General features: G+C 44.0%; 4 protein-coding genes and 2 pseudogenes. 2 read left to right on the top strand and 4 right to left on the bottom strand.

From position 1 onward, the window contains the following. Positions 1-8 precede the first annotated feature (8 nt). A complete protein-coding gene (locus tag FHG67_RS22270; protein ID WP_476738485.1) occupies positions 9-6917 on the bottom strand; it encodes a peptidase M23 in 6909 nt (2302 codons plus the stop codon). Between the two features lie 423 nt (positions 6918-7340). On the opposite strand from FHG67_RS22270, the pseudogene FHG67_RS06485 reads away from it, so the two are divergent. Beyond that, a pseudogene (locus tag FHG67_RS06485) lies at positions 7341-8417 on the top strand (transposase). A gap of 226 nt (positions 8418-8643) precedes the next feature. Here the strand turns inward: FHG67_RS06485 and FHG67_RS06475 are convergent. Next, a pseudogene (locus tag FHG67_RS06475) lies at positions 8644-9405 on the bottom strand (hypothetical protein); the annotation flags it as partial. Positions 9406-9967: 562 nt separating this feature from the next. Between FHG67_RS06475 and FHG67_RS06470 the strand changes: the two are divergent. Beyond that, a complete protein-coding gene (locus tag FHG67_RS06470; protein ID WP_016758384.1) occupies positions 9968-11044 on the top strand; it encodes an integrase core domain-containing protein in 1077 nt (358 codons plus the stop codon). A gap of 303 nt (positions 11045-11347) precedes the next feature. Here the strand turns inward: FHG67_RS06470 and FHG67_RS06460 are convergent, their stop codons facing one another. Together FHG67_RS06460 and FHG67_RS06455 are read right to left on the bottom strand one after the other, a co-directional pair. Next, complete coding sequence (locus FHG67_RS06460; protein WP_415857780.1) at positions 11348-12070, bottom strand: NADase-type glycan-binding domain-containing protein; 723 nt, start codon at positions 12068-12070, stop codon at positions 11348-11350. Positions 12071-12079: 9 nt separating this feature from the next. Beyond that, entirely contained in the window at positions 12080-18937 is a 6858-nt protein-coding gene (locus FHG67_RS06455; RefSeq protein ID WP_244947479.1) for a TIGR04388 family protein, read from the bottom strand. Between the last annotated feature and the right edge of the window lies 1 nt (position 18938).

The raw sequence follows: 18938 nt of genomic DNA, 5'->3' as shown, positions 1-18938 counted from the left end.
TATCTTCCTTAGTCCTTGGTTACGTAGTAGGCTTTGTTCCCACCCAAATTGAACTTTCCATATTCGTAATGGGCAAACATTCCGTTTCCTTTGTAATCCTTTGTATTCGCATTGCCATACGGGTCAAACACAACCCAACCTTTCGAGTCGTATCCTACGATTGCGTTTCGGTGGTCTGTTACACCGGCTACATTGAACTTTCCACCAGCCGATACAATATTTCCGTTTCGAATGGCTGCTTGAATCGCAGCTTTCTTGTCATCGAAACTCAAATTTCTTCCATCGTTAAACAAATGTTGTGTAAGTCCGTATTCTTTGTTCAGCAGTTTGTTACCAGGATAGTCTTGTAATTCTTTCCCACCGTTTTTGTGATCATTCTCGTTTAAAATCCCTTTGCCTCTTGCAGTAAAGAGCATATCATCCACCATTTGTTTGGATGGATCTCTCGGAGTTGCCCCTACGTGATCCGCCATCACCGCGTTCGTCGTCGGAAAACATTGCCTACCAGGTCTCATGTTGTAATCAGGATCACTTACAGTCATACCCAGTATATTTTCATGCGATCTTTTAAAGTTCTCATTCGTCTTGTTGTCCAACTGAAGGTCATACTTTCCATTCATGATCGTATATCCTTCACCGTTCTTCAACGTTAACATCTTGCCGTCCATAGACTGGATCTTGTCCCCATACATGGCGGTTAACGCTTCCGTATGGATTCTCTCTTTGTTCTGCGCGTAATATTCATTTCGAGCTTCGTTAAATCCTTTCGAGTTCTTGCCTCCAATATCTGCAGTCAGTTCTTTCAACTTCTTGTATTCGGGTGAACTTTCACTCAAGTTATTCGCCTTTGCAAAATCTTTCAACGCCGCTTCCACATTCCCGGATTTCGTTTTGTCAAAGCTGTTCACTTGATCCAAGATCTTGTCGATTCCTTTGTTTACAAGTGGTCCGTTGAGTTCTCCATGTACCACCGGCTTTCCATCCGGTCCAAACGATCCGGAAGAACTTCCAGTCTGAAGCGGACTGTTGTCGCCGGTCGCTCCATGAGCCGGAGTGGGGCCATCATCATCGAAGCCGATTACATGAGCTTCCCCGTCCTCTCTTCTCGTGCTCGCAAAACCAAATCCATCTAACACCGATTTTCCGCTTTCCTGATTATTTTTTTCCTGAGCAGCCTTCGATTCCGCATGAGCTTGCGCATCCAGAATCGCTGTCGCCTGTTCCTTACTCAAACCTTTCGATTGAAGTTCTTCAATCGCCCCTTGCTTAGAAACAAAATCCGCCTTCCAGCTATCCATTAGAAAATTAGAATTTGCTTGGAATCCACCCGACTGACTCCAGTTCCCCGCGTTCACTCCTCCAGACGCGTTAAGTGCAGCGGACAAACCATCTCTTTGAGAAAAACTTAATGTTCCACCAGCGCCTTTCATTTGGTTTGCGAGAGAATTCTTCGGTTTGTCTTTGTCACCCGGGGCTTCGTATCCGATGTTTCCTCCCACGCCGCCTTTCTCACTCCAACTTAAGCCCCCATTCAATCCGTTGCTGAAACTTTTACTCAAGCTTGCACCGAAGCCGTCTCCCTCACTGTAACTGAGTGCAAATCCGGTTCCACTACTTTGGGAAGTAAATCCAGCGCTTCCGCTAACACTTCCCGTTTTGGAATTGTAACTCAGTCCCGCGTTGAAGCCTGCTTTGTTAAATCCTACATCTACCGATGTTCCGCCTCTTTCGGAGATTCCTACGCTCACTGTTGCAGGTCCGTATCCAACTCCAACTGATGCTCCAAATCCGTTCTCTGCCGAGTAGCTAAGCCCTACGTTAACCGCTCCACCCGTAAAACTTTTTACCGCGGCTCCTGCGGCTCCTCCTACAGCACCAACGAGCGCCCCCTTTAATCCTCCGCTTGCGGCTCCCGTTGCAGCTCCGATTCCGGCACCCACGGCCATGGCGACCATTAGACTTGCTCCACCAGTGAAGGGCGCGGCCGCTACCGCTACTACCGTTGTCACCATCTGGAACTCTTGGGTTTGATACCATTGTTCCTTTGGTTTATTCATCTTCTCCATTTGATTCGAGATCATCCAAGCGGGAATCCCGGTCGCTTTCGAAATTGCGTTTACCGTTTCGTCTTTCACATACGCCTTCACCGCGTCTTTCATGCTCGAACCACCGACTAACGCTCCTACAAGGCTTGCCGGTAAGCCCGTCGCTTCCGCTACCGCACCCGTTACGCGACTTTGCACTTCCGACTTCACTGCTTGCGTAAATCTCTGGCCCATGCTTCCGCTTCCGCCGTTCATCCCATTCAAGATTGTAAAGATAAATCCCTTACTTTCCTTCTCCGCGTCATTCGCCTTGGCTTGTTTCTCAATTCTGTTTTGTATGTCTTCTTTGTAGATCTCATACTTCTGGTTTACGCTCGATAGCTGACTCTCTGCGTTTTGATTTCCCACTAACTTCAAGTTGAAGTTGTATCCTAAGTTCGAGATATTAAATCCGGATGTGACAATCAAATACTGCATTCCGTAGCTTACTTCTACCGGTATCCCTTTCACACTCACTGAGCCTTTCAGTTCTCTACTTCCGCCAAACACTGTGTCGTCGATGTTCGCCCCGTCATACATCGACTTCCCGATCTTCTTCATCTCTCCGCTTTGATCTTGGAAACTTCCTTGATTAAAGTTGTATTTCGAGCCTTGTTCGTGGTAGCCTTTTAATCCTCCCATTTCTCCTTCGAACATGCCTTTCAAGTCGCTTGGCAACGCTTGAAAGGATGCTAATATGTTCGTCTTACTCTCTTGGTAGAGTTCCTTCTTGTAATCTTGGATCTCTTGATTTTGTGCGTATTCTTCTTTGATCTCGTTTGTCTTGTCGCTAAATTGTGCGAACATTTGTTCCACGTTCTTCTGCAGATTGTCGATGTAATTTTTAATCCCAATCGCCATTTCCGCGTTGAATCTTGTGGAATTCGGATTCATCATATCCACGCTCAAGTTTCCGGGATTGAACTTCGTCTCAATTCGTATATATTGATATTCTAAATCGGGAGAATAACTCGTGCTCTTCATCGCACTTCCGCCGATTTCGATTTCCCCGCTGTAGATCTGTCTGTAGGCGGAAATTCCTTCTCCGTCCGTTCTAAATCCGTAGCCCGCTTCTCGGAGATACTTGTATTGGTCTCCGTTGCTTAAGGCTTCTAAAAGTGTTTTCTGTAGATTCGAACTTCTTTCTTCGTTGTCTTTTTGGAGTTTCTTCGCGTAGTCGTCTAAATACTTCGACACTGCGCTGTTTGCCGCTAGGTTGATCGCTTGGCTGCTTCCTTGTAACAATGTTTGCAAATTGGAAAGATCGTTCTGATTTGTCACAAGCGAATTCATATGAGAAAGTAATTCATTCACTTTCTCTTGTTTCTCTGCAAGTTCTTTCTCTTGTGCTTGGATGTATTGAGCAACTCCGTTGTTGCTTACTTCTTGGGGAAGTGCGCTCTGGATGCTTGCAATCATTTCTTGCAATCCGTCTAACAGTCCGCCTCCAACATCACGGTTTGCTAATTCTTTCGATTCGAGTAGTAGTCTCTCCACTCGTTCTTTGTTCTCTTCTCCTTGTTTGTTTAAGTTAGAAGCCGTCTGAATCATTCCTTGGATTTGATTGTAGCTTTCTCCTTCCGCGATAATCCCCGCGACTTGATTCTTTCCTTCTTGAATCTGTTTGCCTATTTGCGTCGTATTCTGAAAGTTTTTGTTGATTAAATTATCTCTGTAACTCAAGAAAGAATTTTTCGTAAAGGTAAGCCCCCGGTTATCCACTTCACTCGTGATCTCTTCTCCCAAGTTGTAGTATTTCTTTTTCAAGAATCCTACTGCGTTGTTCTTTTCTCTCACAGCGTAACCAGTGTAAAGCGCGGCTTCGTCGAACTTCGCTTCGCTCTTGGCCTTCTCCGCTAACTCTTGATATCTTTCGGATTTTTCGAAGTATTCGTTTGCTGTTTTTAAATATGTGATCTCTTCATCGACTACTTCCGCTTGTAACGTTGTTGCGACTGCAATGTCTACTATCATGTCCCCATACAGGGCTTCTTTGGTTTGGCTTGTGTTGTTGCGACCGTTGAAGTTAAATCCTCCATTCGTTCCATTGATTTCATTTTGCCAAAAGCTTTGGTTTTGTCCGTTCGTTGTTATCTGATTCTGTAACGATTGCAACTCCGTACTGTCTACGATATACGCTCCGTTTCCGTAGATCGTTTGGGCAAGTGCATTAATTCTGTTACTTGCGCCTAGCTCCGCTGTTTTGTAAGCCTCGCTTCTTCCAAAAGAATCCGCTATGCTCGCTGAAAGATTCGCTCCTTGCTGATTCCAGCTTGTTTGATTTTGCAAGTTGGTAATGGCTTGTTGCATTACGTTTCCCGCAGCTGAATATTGGTATGTTTGATACAATCCCGTTGCTGCGTTGTAAAGCTGGTTTGTGTTTGTCTCCGAGTTTGTAATCTGGTTTTGGATTTGGTTTGCTTGCGGAATTGAGTTTGTTTGGTATTGAGTTTCTCCGTTAGGCGCTGTTACCGCTTGTTGCAGTGTATCCTTTGCTGACAAATACCAATTCAGTTCCGCTTGTTGGAAGACGGATTTCGTGTTCTCCCAGTTCTCTTGTCCCGTTCTAAATTGGCTGTTCGCGTTGTCTTGGCTTCCTTCAATTCCTGCCATTTGGTAGCCATACACTTCTGTTACCCACGCTCCTCGTGCCGCTTTCATCTGGTTGATTTGGTTGTCGTAGTTGGCGACCGTGGTTTGTTTCATTTGTTCCAGTTCTAACAGTTTGGCTTGGTATTCGTCTTCGTACTCGGCTGATCTTTCTTCCCAGTCTTTCAATGGATTCACAAGTGACAAGAACGTAGATGCGATACTACTAAACTGAGTTTTCATACTCGTCCAAAAGTTTTGATTCGCCTGCATTGCGATATCGATGTATTTGTATTTCGTTTGGACTTGTACTTGTTCGATCAACCCAAGAGAGTTATACCAATTCGAACTACTGAGCGCAGTTCCGCCTAACCACACTTTGGTTTCTAACGCGACATTGGATCCGGAAACCGCGTTCCCCGCTTGAGTGGATTGTCCAAATGCTATGTTGTAATTTCCGAATACTGCGTTTCGTATTTTTGTGTTCGTCGCTATCTGGTCTTTTTGTGCTTGGTTAAAGTTTTCAGTCACCGAAAGGGAATAACTTTGGTCGGTTATCCATTGTCTACTGTAACCGCACATGAAACCTCCTCCGCAATAATTCAAGTTCAAGGCGTAGGCGCCGGTTCCTCCAATGCAAGTTCCTCCGAGGTCCGTTCCGTTACAAGTCGCTATGTAATGACCTTCGCTGTAGTATCCGCTGCTATTGTTCGGGTTTACCGTATATGATTGAATCGGCGCATTAGATCCGTTAGGTCCGAAATCGGAACACGGAGACATCATCCAAACCCATGAACTCATCCAACCCGAAGCCTGAGACTGACAACTTTGGTATTGTTGATTCAGTTCCGCGTAAGCAGGATTCGTTACCGTATACGGATCAAAACTGCTTACAACGGTTCCTTGAAAGACTCCGTTTACAGCGGTCCATCCGTAGACGTTCCCGTCGTTTCCGTATGTCACCGCTTGCGATCCTGTCGGTTGGTAGTTGCACCAGCCTCCGCCTCCGTATGTGTTGTTGCAGCTCAGAGTTGCAGTCGCCACTTCTTTTTTAAACTCTAAGACTTGCGTCGCATACGTCTCTTGCCATTTTGTAATGTTCCAGTAGTCCGCTTTGGCCGTTGCGCTTGCGATCTGACTTTGGAAAAAGTTTCCCAATGTTTGCGCTAACGTTCCCAAAGATGCGTTTGTATTCAATGCGTCTTGCAAGTCGTCTAACAATTCATCCATATCCCCAAACACGGATGTCAAACTCGGATCGCTGGATGCGTTTGCTTTCAATTGGTTTTCTTGCGCTCGGATATTCGTAATCGTAGATTGCAGCGCGCTTCTCATTTGATTCTGTGCGTTGGTGATGATTTGTTTGTTCGCCAGCCATTGCGCTTTGGTCTGTTCGATTCCGTTGAGATACGTTAGTTTGTCATTCTCAAGTCCTGTAATCGATTGATTCCATTGCAGGATTCCGTTCTGGATCGCATTCAAGGAATTCTGTTCCCAAGTGTTTTGTTTGCTTAACAGATCCTGCCATTTCGTATCCCAAACTTGAACTCCTTGGTAATAGCTTTGTGCCGCTTGTGCCGGGTTTGTGTTTTGGGAGACCGGTGTGGTTGTCGCTGCTTGCACAGTCGGATTAATCGTATTCACCGAATTCGTGTTCGTCGACGTTACGTTGTTTCCTGTGTTTTGGGAAAGTGTCGCTAAAAAGATTTGCAGTTCCGCTTGTATGTATGCGTTTGCATCCGCCACCCATCGGCTTTTGGCCTGTTGTTTTTGCAATTCCAGTTGAGCCCTCACCGCCTCTTTGTAGACATTCACGTTATTCACCGCGTCTGAGTTATTTACTCCTCCGACGATCGATTCTATTTCCGCGTTCACTTCCGTTTCCCAGGCGGCTTCCAACACTTGTTCTCCGCCTGTCACCGTATTCAGAAAACTTCCCGAGTCCGTCGCTCCCGCTTTGGCTGCGTCCACGTAGGGTTTGAGTTCGTCATTGGCGAATTGTTTGGTACTTCCTAACGTGGGTACGCTTTGCGCGTTCAAAGGACTGAATTCGGACGACACAAGACTAAAAAGCGCAAACGGTATGACAAAGGATATATGAAACGCGATGATCGTTACCAAACTCACGATCTTAGTGGTCAGGGAATAGGGGTTAGATTTCAGGTGGGAAAGGGAAAGCCTTCCCCTCGCTTCATACCGAGCTTGCTGTTTCTCTAATTTAGAAATGTCTAATCGTTTATTCAAGCTCGGTATTACTCTACCCCTTCGCCGGGCTACTTCTTTGTGTTTCATCCCCGGAGCCCTATCTCGCGATCCGTAGAGAGTGAGATTGAGTTCTTTCTCTCCCGACTCATAGGGAGAGCTTCTCTGAGTTAGGGCGTTTTACTGGGTTTAGGAAAATAGTATATTTCCGTTTTAGAATTCGCATTGAAAGTTCGCTTTGTTCTCGAAAGTCATTCATTTGCTCGAACAAGATTGCAAAACTTTGTGATTTATGTCAATTATTATATCACTGATAAATAACAAAAATTAGACGATCATTCAAAAAAGATTCAATTTGTGATGTATATATAACGATATATTCACAGGAGGAGCGGGCGACTCAACATAATTCCACATCCGACTTCATCTATTTCCGCTGTATCCGTATTTAATCGAGGTTAATGGTTGTTTTACGAAATCTCTATTCTGCTCAATCTGGTGCTGATTCTTTATGTTATCAAAAAAATTGGAGCAGAATCAAAAAATTCCATTCAAATCTTATTTCTAAAATCACAACTCTCAGCTTACAAACGAAAACGAAAAAAATTCCATACAAAACCTTTCGAAAGATTGAAACTCGTCTTTCTTTCCTATCTCGATCCCAATTGGATCGAAAATCTAATTCTTGTTTCTCCACATACTCTTCTTGAATGGAGAAACAAAAAATTCAAAACATTCTGGGCTCTTCTTTCCCGTAGAAAGAAAACAGGAAGACCAAACATTCCTTGGAAAGTCATCAAACTCATTCGAAGAGTTGCTAAGGAAAACAAAATCTGGGGAGCTACAAAACTACACGGTCTTCTTCTAAAGCTCGACCATGATATTTGTGAAAGAACTGTTTCTAAGTATATTCCAAAACGTCCTCATAGCCCTAAAAAACGTCTTTCTTGGAAAGAATTCTATTCTCTGCATGCCGATTCTATGGTTGTTTCCGATACTCTTTCCGTTTACTCTTCCAATTTCAAAAAGATCTTTCGCGTCGTTTTTTTTCTTCACGTCGGCTCTAGACAAATTCTTCATTTTGATATTCATACAAACCCGACTACAAATTGGATGCGAAAGGTTTTGAAGTTTGCCGTTCGTAAGCAAATTCAAGCAGGAAAAACCTTTCATTATTTTCTTTCCGACAACGATTCCATTTTTGGGAAACGCTTTACCAAATACTTGGAAAGAATCGGCATCAAACACAAAAAAACCTCTCTTCGCTCTCCTTGACAGAACTGTTACGCGGAACGTTGGGTAAAGACATGTAGAAATGAATTTTTGGATTTCTTCATTCCTCTCAATCAGTATCATTTGGAAAAAAAACTGGAAGAGTTCATTCATTTTTACAATCATCATCGCACTCATTTGGCTTTGAACAAAGACAGCCCCGTTTCTTCTCCGGTTTTAATACGTCCTTCCGATGGGTCGGTAAAACTCGTTTCCACTCCCGTTCTCGGAGGTCTTTACCACATATATTCTTACGAAGACGTTGCCTAACCCACACTTGTTTCTAGTTTTCTTTTGTGCGCCGTTATTCGGAGAAAGATTCCCATGTCTTCCGTTTGATTTGTTTCTTTAATTCCTCTCTTCTTTCCGTATATTCCATATTTTGAATCTGTTTTATTCCAGTTTCAGCTCTCTTTTTTCTCAAATCCTTTCATTTTATCACATGCGTCTGCTATCTTGGATTCAACTTCCGTCATTTTAGTTTTTGCGAGACTCAGGTAAAACTTTTCACCGCTGCTCCTGCGGCTCCTCCTACAGCGCCAACTAACGCGCCTTTCAATCCTCCGCTTGCCGCTCCTGTGGCTGCTCCGATTCCCGCGCCCACGGCCATCGCGACCATTAGACTTGCTCCGCCGGTGAAGGGCGCGGCCGCTACAGCTACGACTGTTGTCACCATCTGGAACTCTTGGCTTTGATACCATTGTTCCTTCGGCTTGTTCATCTTCTCCATTTGATTGGAGATCATCCAAGCGGGAATCCCGGTCGCTTTCGAAATTGCGTTTACCGTTTCGTCTTTCACATACGCTTTCACTGCGTCTTTCATGCTACTTCCGCCAACGAGCGCTCCGACCAAACTTGCCGGTAAGCCCGTTGCTTCCGCTACTGCTCCCGTTACGCGACTTTGCACTTCCGACTTCACTGCTTGCGTAAATCTCTGGCCCATGCTTCCCGAACCGCCGTTCATTCCATTCAAGATTGTAAAGATAAATCCCTTGCTTTCCTTTTCCGCGTCATTCGCCTTTGCTTGTTTCTCGATTCTGTTTTGTATGTCTTCTTTGTAGATTTCATACTTCTGGTTTACGCTCGATAGCTGACTCTCTGCGTTTTGATTTCCCACTAACTTCAAGTTGAAGTTGTATCCTAAGTTCGAGATATTAAATCCGGATGTGACAATCAAATACTGCATTCCGTAGCTGACTTCTACCGGTATCCCTTTCACACTCACCGAGCCTTTCAGTTCTCTGCTTCCGCCAAACACTGTGTCGTCGATATTTGCTCCTTCATACATGTTTTAGATGTCAGTGAATAGTGATCAGATTTCAGGCGGGAAGGGGAAAGCCTTCCCCTCGCTTCATACCAAGCTTGCTGCTTCTCTAATTTAGAAATATTTAATCGTTTATTCAAGCTCGGTATTACGCTTCCCCTTCGCCGGGCTACTTCTTCTCTGTTCCAAGGCCCGGAGCCCTATCTCGCGATCCGTAGAAAGCAAGATTCAGTTCTCTCTCCCGACTCATAGGGAGAGCTTCTCTGCGTTAGGGCGTTTTACTGAGTTTAGGAAAATAGTATATTTCCGTTTTAGAATCCGCATGGAAAGTTCGGTGGCTCTGGGAGTCATTTGCTCGAACAAAATTGCAAAACTTTGTGATTTGTGTCAATTATTATATCACTGATAAATAACAAAAATTAGACGATCATTCAAAAAAGATTCAATTTGTGATGTGTATATAACGATATATTCACAGGAGGCGGGCGACTCAACATAATTCCACGTCCGACTTCATCTATTTCCGCTGGTATCCGTATTTAATCGAGGTTAATGGTTGTTTTACGAAATCTCTATTCTGCTCAATCTGGTGCTGATTCTTTATGTTATCAAAAAAATTGGAGCAGAATCAAAAAATTCCATTCAAATCTTATTTCTAAAATCACAACTCTCAGCTTACAAACGAAAACGAAAAAAATTCCATACAAAACCTTTCGAAAGATTGAAACTCGTCTTTCTTTCCTATCTCGATCCCAATTGGATCGAAAATCTAATTCTTGTTTCTCCACATACTCTTCTTGAATGGAGAAACAAAAAATTCAAAACATTCTGGGCTCTTCTTTCCCGTAGAAAGAAAACAGGAAGACCAAACATTCCTTGGAAAGTCATCAAACTCATTCGAAGAGTCGCTAAGGAAAACAAAATCTGGGGAGCTACAAAACTACACGGTCTTCTTCTAAAGCTCGACCATGATATTTGTGAAAGAACTGTTTCTAAGTATATTCCAAAACGTCCTCATAGCCCTAAAAAACGTCTTTCTTGGAAAGAATTCTATTCTCTGCATGCCGATTCTATGGTTGTTTCCGATACTCTTTCCGTTTACTCTTCCAATTTCAAAAAGATCTTTCGCGTCGTTTTTTTTCTTCACGTCGGCTCTAGACAAATTCTTCATTTTGATATTCATACAAACCCGACTACAAATTGGATGCGAAAGGTTTTGAAGTTTGCCGTTCGTAAGCAAATTCAAGCAGGAAAAACCTTTCATTATTTTCTTTCCGACAACGATTCCATTTTTGGGAAACGCTTTACCAAATACTTGGAAAGAATCGGCATCAAACACAAAAAAACCTCTCTTCGCTCTCCTTGGCAGAACTGTTACGCGGAACGTTGGGTAAAGACATGTAGAAATGAATTTTTGGATTTCTTCATTCCTCTCAATCAGTATCATTTGGAAAAAAAACTGGAAGAGTTCATTCATTTTTACAATCATCATCGCACTCATTTAGCTTTGAACAAAGACAGTCCCGTTTCTTCTCCGGTTTTAATACGTCCTTCCGATGGGTCGGTAAAACTCGTTTCCACTCCCGTTCTCGGAGGTCTTTACCACATATATTCTTACGAAGACGTTGCCTAACCCACACTTGTTTCTAGTTTTCTTTTGTGCGCCGTTATTCGGAGAAAGATTCCCATGTCTTCCGTTTGATTTGTTTCTTTAATTCCTCTCTTCTTTCCGTATATTCCATATTTTGAATCTGTTTTATTCCAGTTTCAGCTCTCTTTTTTCTCAAATCCTTTCATTTTATCACATGCGTCTGCTATCTTGGATTCAACTTCCGTCATTTTAGTTTTTGCGAGACTCAGCTATTTCTTCGTGTTTCATCCCCGGAGCCCAATCTCTCTAAACTTCAAGAATTCGGTATATTCCGAAATTCTCAAATCACTTCCTTTCCCGCGTGATTCTGAAATTCACTTTTGCATCTTCCGAATATGCGTGAAACTCAGTCAAAAACACATTCTTACTTTTGGTTCCCGGATATGTTTCCAAGATCGTAAGTTTGAAAAGTAGGTAACGAGCGTAGAAATCATCTTGCGGCTTTATCTTCGTAAAAATCTCTCTTTCAAAGGTTTGTTCTTCCGGAGTATCTTTCAGTTCCAATTCAAAGGAATCATTTTCGATGGGATAATTGTGATATATGAGAGGATCTTTTAAATTCGCCATGGTTTCAGTTCCCTCCAATTCATACACATCAATCCTTACTTTTTTGATCCTTCCATTTTCTTCGAAAGAAGTCGAATCCTTGGCCAATCCATTTAAAAAACCGAAATAGTTTTTCTGACTTTTTCCCGTCAGTTGATGATAATGATTCGTATTAGAATCTACGAAATTGTACGTGTATACCCACTCCCCAATTCCTTGATTTTTACTCACACCCCAAGCCGTATCTTTATTAATATCATCAATATTATTAGGTCCGTAAAAATCTTTTGGTTTCCCTTTTTCAGCCAAAACGGAACTTGCAACCAAGGACAAATGTTCATCTGGTCGATAACATTTCTTGAAAATTGGAATCAAATCCTTTCTTGTCTTCTCACCTTCCGCTTGTAACATAACCGTTACTCCTAATATCAATATTGCTAATATTCGTTTTGGGTTCTTCATATATCTTCCTTAGTCCTTCGTTACGTAGTAGGCTTGGTTTCCACCCAAATTGAACTTTCCATATTCGTAATGGGCAAACATTCCATTTCCTTTGTATCCCTTTGTATTTGCATTCCCGTACGGGTCAAACACTACCCAACCTTTTGAGTCATATCCCACAATCGCATTTCGGTGGTCGCCAACTGGGAAGGCTCCACCTGCAGATACAATATTTCCGTTTCGAATCGCTTGTTGAATTACCACTTTCTTGTCTTCGAAAGTTGCCTTATTTGGATATTGAAGCATGTGTTGTGTCAGTCCATATTCTTTGTTCAGCTTTTCGGCACCGGCATACGTCTTCATCTCAGTCCCACCACTGGTATGATCATTACGATTCAAAATCCCTTTTCCTAACGCAGTCGAAAGCATATCGTCCACCATTTGCTTGGATGGATCTCTAGGCGTTGCTCCCGCATGATCCGCCATTACCGCGTTCGTCGTCGGAAAACATTGTGCTGAATTTCTTAGATGATAATCTGGATCATTAACTTTCATTCCGAGAATATTCTCATGATCTCTCTTGAAATACTCACTCGTCTTGTTGTCCAACTGAAGGTCATACTTTCCGTTGGTGATGATCACTCCTTCACCGTTCCTTAATACGGCCTTCTTTCCGTCGATCGATTGAATCTTGTCCCCATACATCGCAGTTAACGCTTCCGTATGGATTCTCTCTTTGTTCTGTGCGTAATATTCATTTCGAGATTCATTAAATCCTTTCGAGTTCTTGCCTCCAATATCTGCAGTCAGTTCTTTCAACTTCTTGTATTCCGGCGAACTTTCACTCAAGTTATTCGCCTTTGCAAAATCTTTCAACGCCGCTTCCACGTTTCCGGATTTCGTTTTGTCAAAGCTGTTCACTTGATCCAAAATCTTGTCGATTCCTTTGTTTACAAGTGGTCCGTTGAGTTCTCCATGTACCACCGGTTTTCCATCCGGTCCAAACGATCCGGAAGAACTTCCGCTTTGAAGCGGACTGTTGTCTCCGGTCGCTCCGTGAGCTGGAGTCGGGCCATCATCATCGCCAAACCCGATCACTCCATGACTTCCATCTTCTCCTTCTCTTCTCTGTGTCGAAATCGCTGCACCGTCTAACACCGATTTTCCGCTTTCCTGATTATTTTTTTCCTGAGCAGCCTTCGATTCCGCATGAGCTTGCGCATCCAGAATTGCATTCGCCTGTTCCTTACTCAAACCTTTCGATTGAAGTTCTTCAATCGCCCCTTGTTTCGAAACAAAGTCCGCCTTCCAGCTATCCATTAGAAAATTAGAATTTGCTTGAAAGCCACCCGACTGACTCCAGTTCCCCGCGTTCACTCCGCCAGACGCGTTAAGTGCAGCGGACAAACCATCTCTTTCAGAAAAACTTAATGTTCCACCAGCGCCTTTCATTTGGTTTGCGAGTGAGTTCTTCGGTTTGTCTTTGTCACCCGGTGCTTCGTATCCGATATTTCCTCCGACACCGCCTTTCTCACTCCAACTAAGTCCGCCATTCAATCCGCTATCAAAACTTTTACTCAAGCTCGCACCGAATCCGTCTCCCTCACTGTAACTGAGTGCAAATCCGGTTCCGCTACTTTGGGAAGTAAATCCAGCGCTTCCACTCACGCTTCCTGTTTTGGAGTTGTAACTCAGTCCCGCGTTGAAGCCTGCTTTGTTAAATCCTACGTCAACCGATGTTCCGCCTCTTTCGGAGATTCCAACGCTCACTGTCGCTGGTCCATATCCCACTCCTACCGATGCTCCAAATCCGTTCTCTGCCGAATAGCTAAGCCCTACGTTAACCGCTCCACCCGTAAAACTTTTTACCGCGGCTCCCGCAGCTCCTCCTACAGCACCAACTAACGCTCCTTTGAGTCCTCCGCTCGCGGCTCCCGTGGCTGCTCCGATTCCCGCTCCCACTGCCATCATGACGGCTAAACTTGCTCCACCAGTGAAGGGCGCGGCCGCTACCGCTACGACTGTTGTCACCATCTGGAACTCTTGGCTTTGATACCATTGTTCCTTCGGCTTGTTCATCTTCTCCATTTGATTCGAGATCATCCAAGCGGGTATCCCAGTCGCTTTCGAAATTGCGTTTACCGTTTCGTCTTTCACATACGCTTTCACTGCGTCTTTCATGCTACTTCCGCCAACGAGCGCTCCGACGAGTGACGCGGGTAAGCCCGTCGCTTCCGCAACCGCTCCCGTTATGCGGCTTTGTGCTTCCGATCTTACCGCTTGCGTAAATCTTTGGCCCATACTTCCAGACCCGCCGTTCATTCCATTCAAGATTGTAAATAGAAATCCCTTGCTTTCCTTTTCCGCGTCATTTGCCTTGGCTTGTTTCTCGATTCGAGCTTGTATGTCTTCTTTGTAGATTTCATACTTCTGGTTTACGGTCGATAACTGACTTTCTGCGTTTTGATTTCCCACTAACTTCAAGTTGAAGTTGTATCCCAAGTTCGAGATATTAAATCCGGATGTGACAATCAAATACTGCATTCCGTAGCTTACTTCCACGGGTATTCCTTTGACACTCACAGAGCCTTTCAGTTCTCTACTTCCTTCGAACACTGTGTCGTCGATGTTCGCTCCCTCGTACATCGACTTCCCGATCTTCTTCATCTCTCCGCTTTGGTCTTGGAAACTTCCTTGGCTAAAGTTGTATTTGGATCCTTGTTCGTGGTATCCCTTTAATCCTCCCATCTCTCCTGAAAATGCCTTCTTCAAATCTTCAGGCAACGCTTGAAAGGAGGCTAATATGTTCGTCTTACTCTCTTGGTAGAGTTCCTTCTTGTAATCTTGGATCTCTTGATTTTGTGCGTATTCTTCTTTGATCTCGTTTGTCTTGTCGCTAAACTGCGCGAACATTTGTTCCACGTTCTTTTGAAGGTTGTCGATGTAATTCTTTACGCCGATCGCCATTTCCGCGTTGAATCTTGTGGAATTCGGGTTCATCAGATCCACGCTCAAGTTTCCGGGATTAAACTTCGTTTCAATTCGTATATATTGATATTCTAAATTCGGAGAATAGCTTGTTTCCTTCATCGCACTTCCGCCGATTTCGATTTCTCCGCTGTAGATCTGTCTGTAGGCGGAAATTCCTTCTCCGTCCGTTCTAAATCCGTAGCCCGCTTCTCGGAGATACTTGTATTGGTCTCCGTTGCTTAAGGCTTCTAAAAGTGTTTTCTGTAGATTCGAACTTCTTTCTTCGTTGTCTTTTTGGAGTTTCTTCGCGTAGTCGTCTAAATACTTCGACACTGCGCTGTTTGCCGCTAGGTTGATCGCTTGGCTGCTTCCTTGGAGTAGGGTTTGCAAATTGGAAAGATCGTTCTGATTCGTTACAAGCGAATTCATATGAGAAAGTAATTCATTCACTTTCTCTTGTTTCTCTGCAAGTTCTTTCTCTTGTGCTTGGATGTATTGAGCAACTCCGTTGTTGGATATCTCTTGCGGTAGTGCGCTCTGGATGCTTGCAATCATTTCTTGCAATCCGTCTAACAGTCCTTCACCGATGTTTTTCTCTGCTAGCTCTTTCGATTGCGCCAAGAGTCTCTCCACTCGTTCTTTGTTCTCTTCTCCTTGTTTGTTCAAGTTAGAAGCAGTCTGAATCATTCCTTGGATTTGATTGTAACTTTCTCCTTCCGCAATGATTCCCGCGACTTGATTCTTTCCTTCTTGGATTTGTTTGCCTATTTGCGTCGTATTCTGGAAGTTCTTGTTGATTAAATTATCTCTGTAACTCAAGAAAGAATTTTTCGTAAAGGTAAGCCCCCGGTTATCCACTTCACTTGTAATCTCTTCTCCCAAGTTGTAGTATTTCTTTTTCAAGAAACCGACTGCGTTGTTTTTCTCTCTCACCGCATATCCGGTGTAAAGCGCGGCTTCGTCGAACTTCGCTTCACTCTTGGCCTTCTCCGCTAATTCTTGATATCTTTCGGATTTCTCAAAAAATTCGTTTGCTGTTTTTAAATATGTGATCTCTTCATCGACTACTTCCGCTTGTAACGTTGTTGCGACTGCAATGTCTGCTATCATGTCCCCATACAGGGCTTCTTTGGTTTGGCTTGTGTTGTTGCGACCGTTAAAGTTAAATCCTCCGTTGGCTCCGCTAATCTCATTTTGCCAAAAGCTTTGGTTTTGTCCGTTCGTTGTTATCTGAGTTTGGATCTGATTGATTTCCGTATTGTCTACGATATACGCTCCGTTTCCGTAGATCGTCTGGGCAAGTGCGTTGATTCTGTTACTTGCGCCGAGTTCCGCTGTTTTGTATGCCTCACTTCTTCCAAAAGAGTCCGCTATACTTTGAGACAACGCGGCTCCTTGCTGATTCCAGCTTGTTTGATTTTGTTGGTTGGTCAACGCTTGCTGCATTACATTTCCTGCAGCTGCATATTGGTATGTTTGGTACAATCCTGTCGCTGCGTTGTAAAGCCCGGTTGTATTCGTTTCCGAGTTTGTAATCTGGTTTTGGATCTGGTTTGCTTGCGGAATTGAGTTTGTTTGGTACTCGGTTTCTCCGTTAGGCGCTGTTACCGCTTGTTGTAATGTGTCCTTTGCTGACAAATACCAATTCAGTTCCGCTTGTTGGAAAACATTGATTGTATTTTCCCAGTTCTCTTGTCCGTTTCTGTATTGGCTATTCGCGTTATCCGCGCTTCCTTCTATCCCAGCCATTTGATAGCCGTAGACTTCTGTTACCCAAGCCCCTCTCGCCGCTTTCATGGCCGCTATTTGGTCGTTGTAGTTGGTGATTGTACTTTGTTTCGTTTGTTCCAGTTCTAAGAGTTTAGCTTGGTATTCGTCTTCGTATTCTTCCGATCTGTCTTCCCAGTCTTTCAACGGATTTACAAGCGACAAGAAAGTCGACGCTATGTTACTAAACTGGCTCGAAAGTCCCGACCAAAAGTCTTGGTTCGCCTGCATCGCGCTGTCTATGTATTTGTATTTCGTTTGAATCTGCACTTGATTCGTCAGTCCCAAAGAACCAAACCAGTTCGACGAGTTTAACTCCGTTCCTCCTAAATACACTTTGGTGCTAAGTGCAACACCCGAACCGGAAACCGCATTCCCTGCTTGAGTGGATTGTCCAAATGCCGTATTGTAACTTCCGAATATTGCATTTCTAATATTGTTGTTCTTTGTTATCTGTTGTTGGTTAAACGATTCGTTTACGGATAGAGAGTAGGTGTTATCCGTTTCCCATCTTTTATTGTATCCGCAATTCCATGGCGCATCCCCGCAATACTCTCCGTCGCTCGTATAACCTTCTCCGCCGGTACAACCAAAAGGGGTTGCCCATCCGTTACATTCTATTACATAGTGTCCGTCGCTCGTGCCCGCACTCGTGTTATTGGAAACCGCAGGATTACTTACCAACACTCCGTTTTGAAATCCTCCGCTCGTCGCTGCCCATCCGTAAACGTTTCCATTGGACGAATACGTCACTGTTTGAGTTCCCGACGCCAGAGTGTTACACCAATTGGATCCGCTTCCGGAATGGCTGCAACTCAAGCTTGCACTCCCAACTATCTGAGAATACGAAACCGTCTGCGTCGCATACGTCTCTTGCCATTTGGTTACGTTCCAGTAATCCGCTTTTGCGGTTGCGCTTGCGATCTGACTTTGGAAAAAGTTTCCCAATGTTTGCGCTAACGTTCCCAAAGATGCGTTTGTATTCAATGCGTCTTGCAAGTCGTCTAACAATTCGTCCATGTCTCCAAACACAGATGTCAAGCTCGCATCGCCGGATGCGTTTGCTTTCAATTGATTCTCTTGAGAGCGGATGTTGGTAATTGTAGATTGCAGCGCGCCTCTCATTTGATTCTGTGCGTTTGTGATGATTTGTTTGTTCGCCAGCCATTGTGCTTTGGTTTGTTCGATTCCATTCAGATACGTTAGTTTGTCATTCTCAAGTCCTGTAATCGATTGATTCCATTGCAAGATTCCGTTCTGGATCGCGTTCAAGGAATTCTGTTCCCAAGTGTTTTGTTTGGTTAACAGATCCTGCCACTTTGTATCCCAAACTTGAACTCCTTGGTAATAACTTTGTGCCGCTTGTGCCGGGTTTGTGTTTTGGGAGACCGGTGTGGTTGTCGCTGCTTGCACTGTCGGATTGATCGTATTCACCGAATTTGTGTTCGTCGATGTTACGTTGCTTCCTGTGTTTTGGGACAATGTCGCTAAAAATACTTGCAGTTCCGCTTGTATGTATTGCGCCGCGTCCGCTACCCATTGGCTTTTGGCCTGTTGTTTTTGTAGTTCTAACTGAGCCCTCACCGCATCTTTGTAGACGTTCACGTTATTCACCGCGTCTGAGTTATTTACTCCTCCGACGATCGATTCTATTTCCGCGTTCACTTCCGTTTCCCAGGCGGCTTCCAACACTTGTTCTCCGTTTGTCACCGTATTCAGAAAACTTCCCGAGTCCGTCGCTCCCGCTTTGGCTGCGTCCACGTAGGGTTTGAGTTCGTCATTGGCAAACTGTTTGGTACTTCCTAACGTGGGTACGCTTTGCGCGTTCAAAGGACTGAATTCGGAAGACAAAAGACTAAAAAGCGCAAACGGTATGACAAAGGATATATGAAACGTTATCACTGTGATCAAACTCACGATCTTAGTGGTCAGGGAATAGGGGTTAGATTTCAGGTGGGAAGGGGAAAGGAGCAGATCCCTTACTTGTTTTTTCTTACGAAAAAAGTAAACTAGCAAACGCGTACTTGCTTCGGTCAGGTTATTGTATTTTACTTTTGGAATATTCAAGTTCCATAATCCAAATAATTGAAACGCGCTTTGATCGCTTTCGAGGTTGTGGGTCTCTGTTTTTGAATGTCTTTTGTCTCTCATG

It is taken from the genome of Leptospira weilii (genome assembly GCF_006874765.1).
Classification (GTDB): domain Bacteria; phylum Spirochaetota; class Leptospiria; order Leptospirales; family Leptospiraceae; genus Leptospira; species Leptospira weilii.
Note: the sequence above shows the minus strand (reverse complement) of the source record. Positions and strands in the feature narration are given on the sequence as shown.

Excerpts from the sequence above, each read along its gene's own strand:
- FHG67_RS06460 (WP_415857780.1), bottom strand. The coding sequence starts at position 12,070 with ATGAAGAACCCAAAACGAATATTAGCAATATTGATATTAGGAGTAACG.
- FHG67_RS06455 (WP_244947479.1), bottom strand. The coding sequence starts at position 18,937 with ATGAGAGACAAAAGACATTCAAAAACAGAGACCCACAACCTCGAAAGC.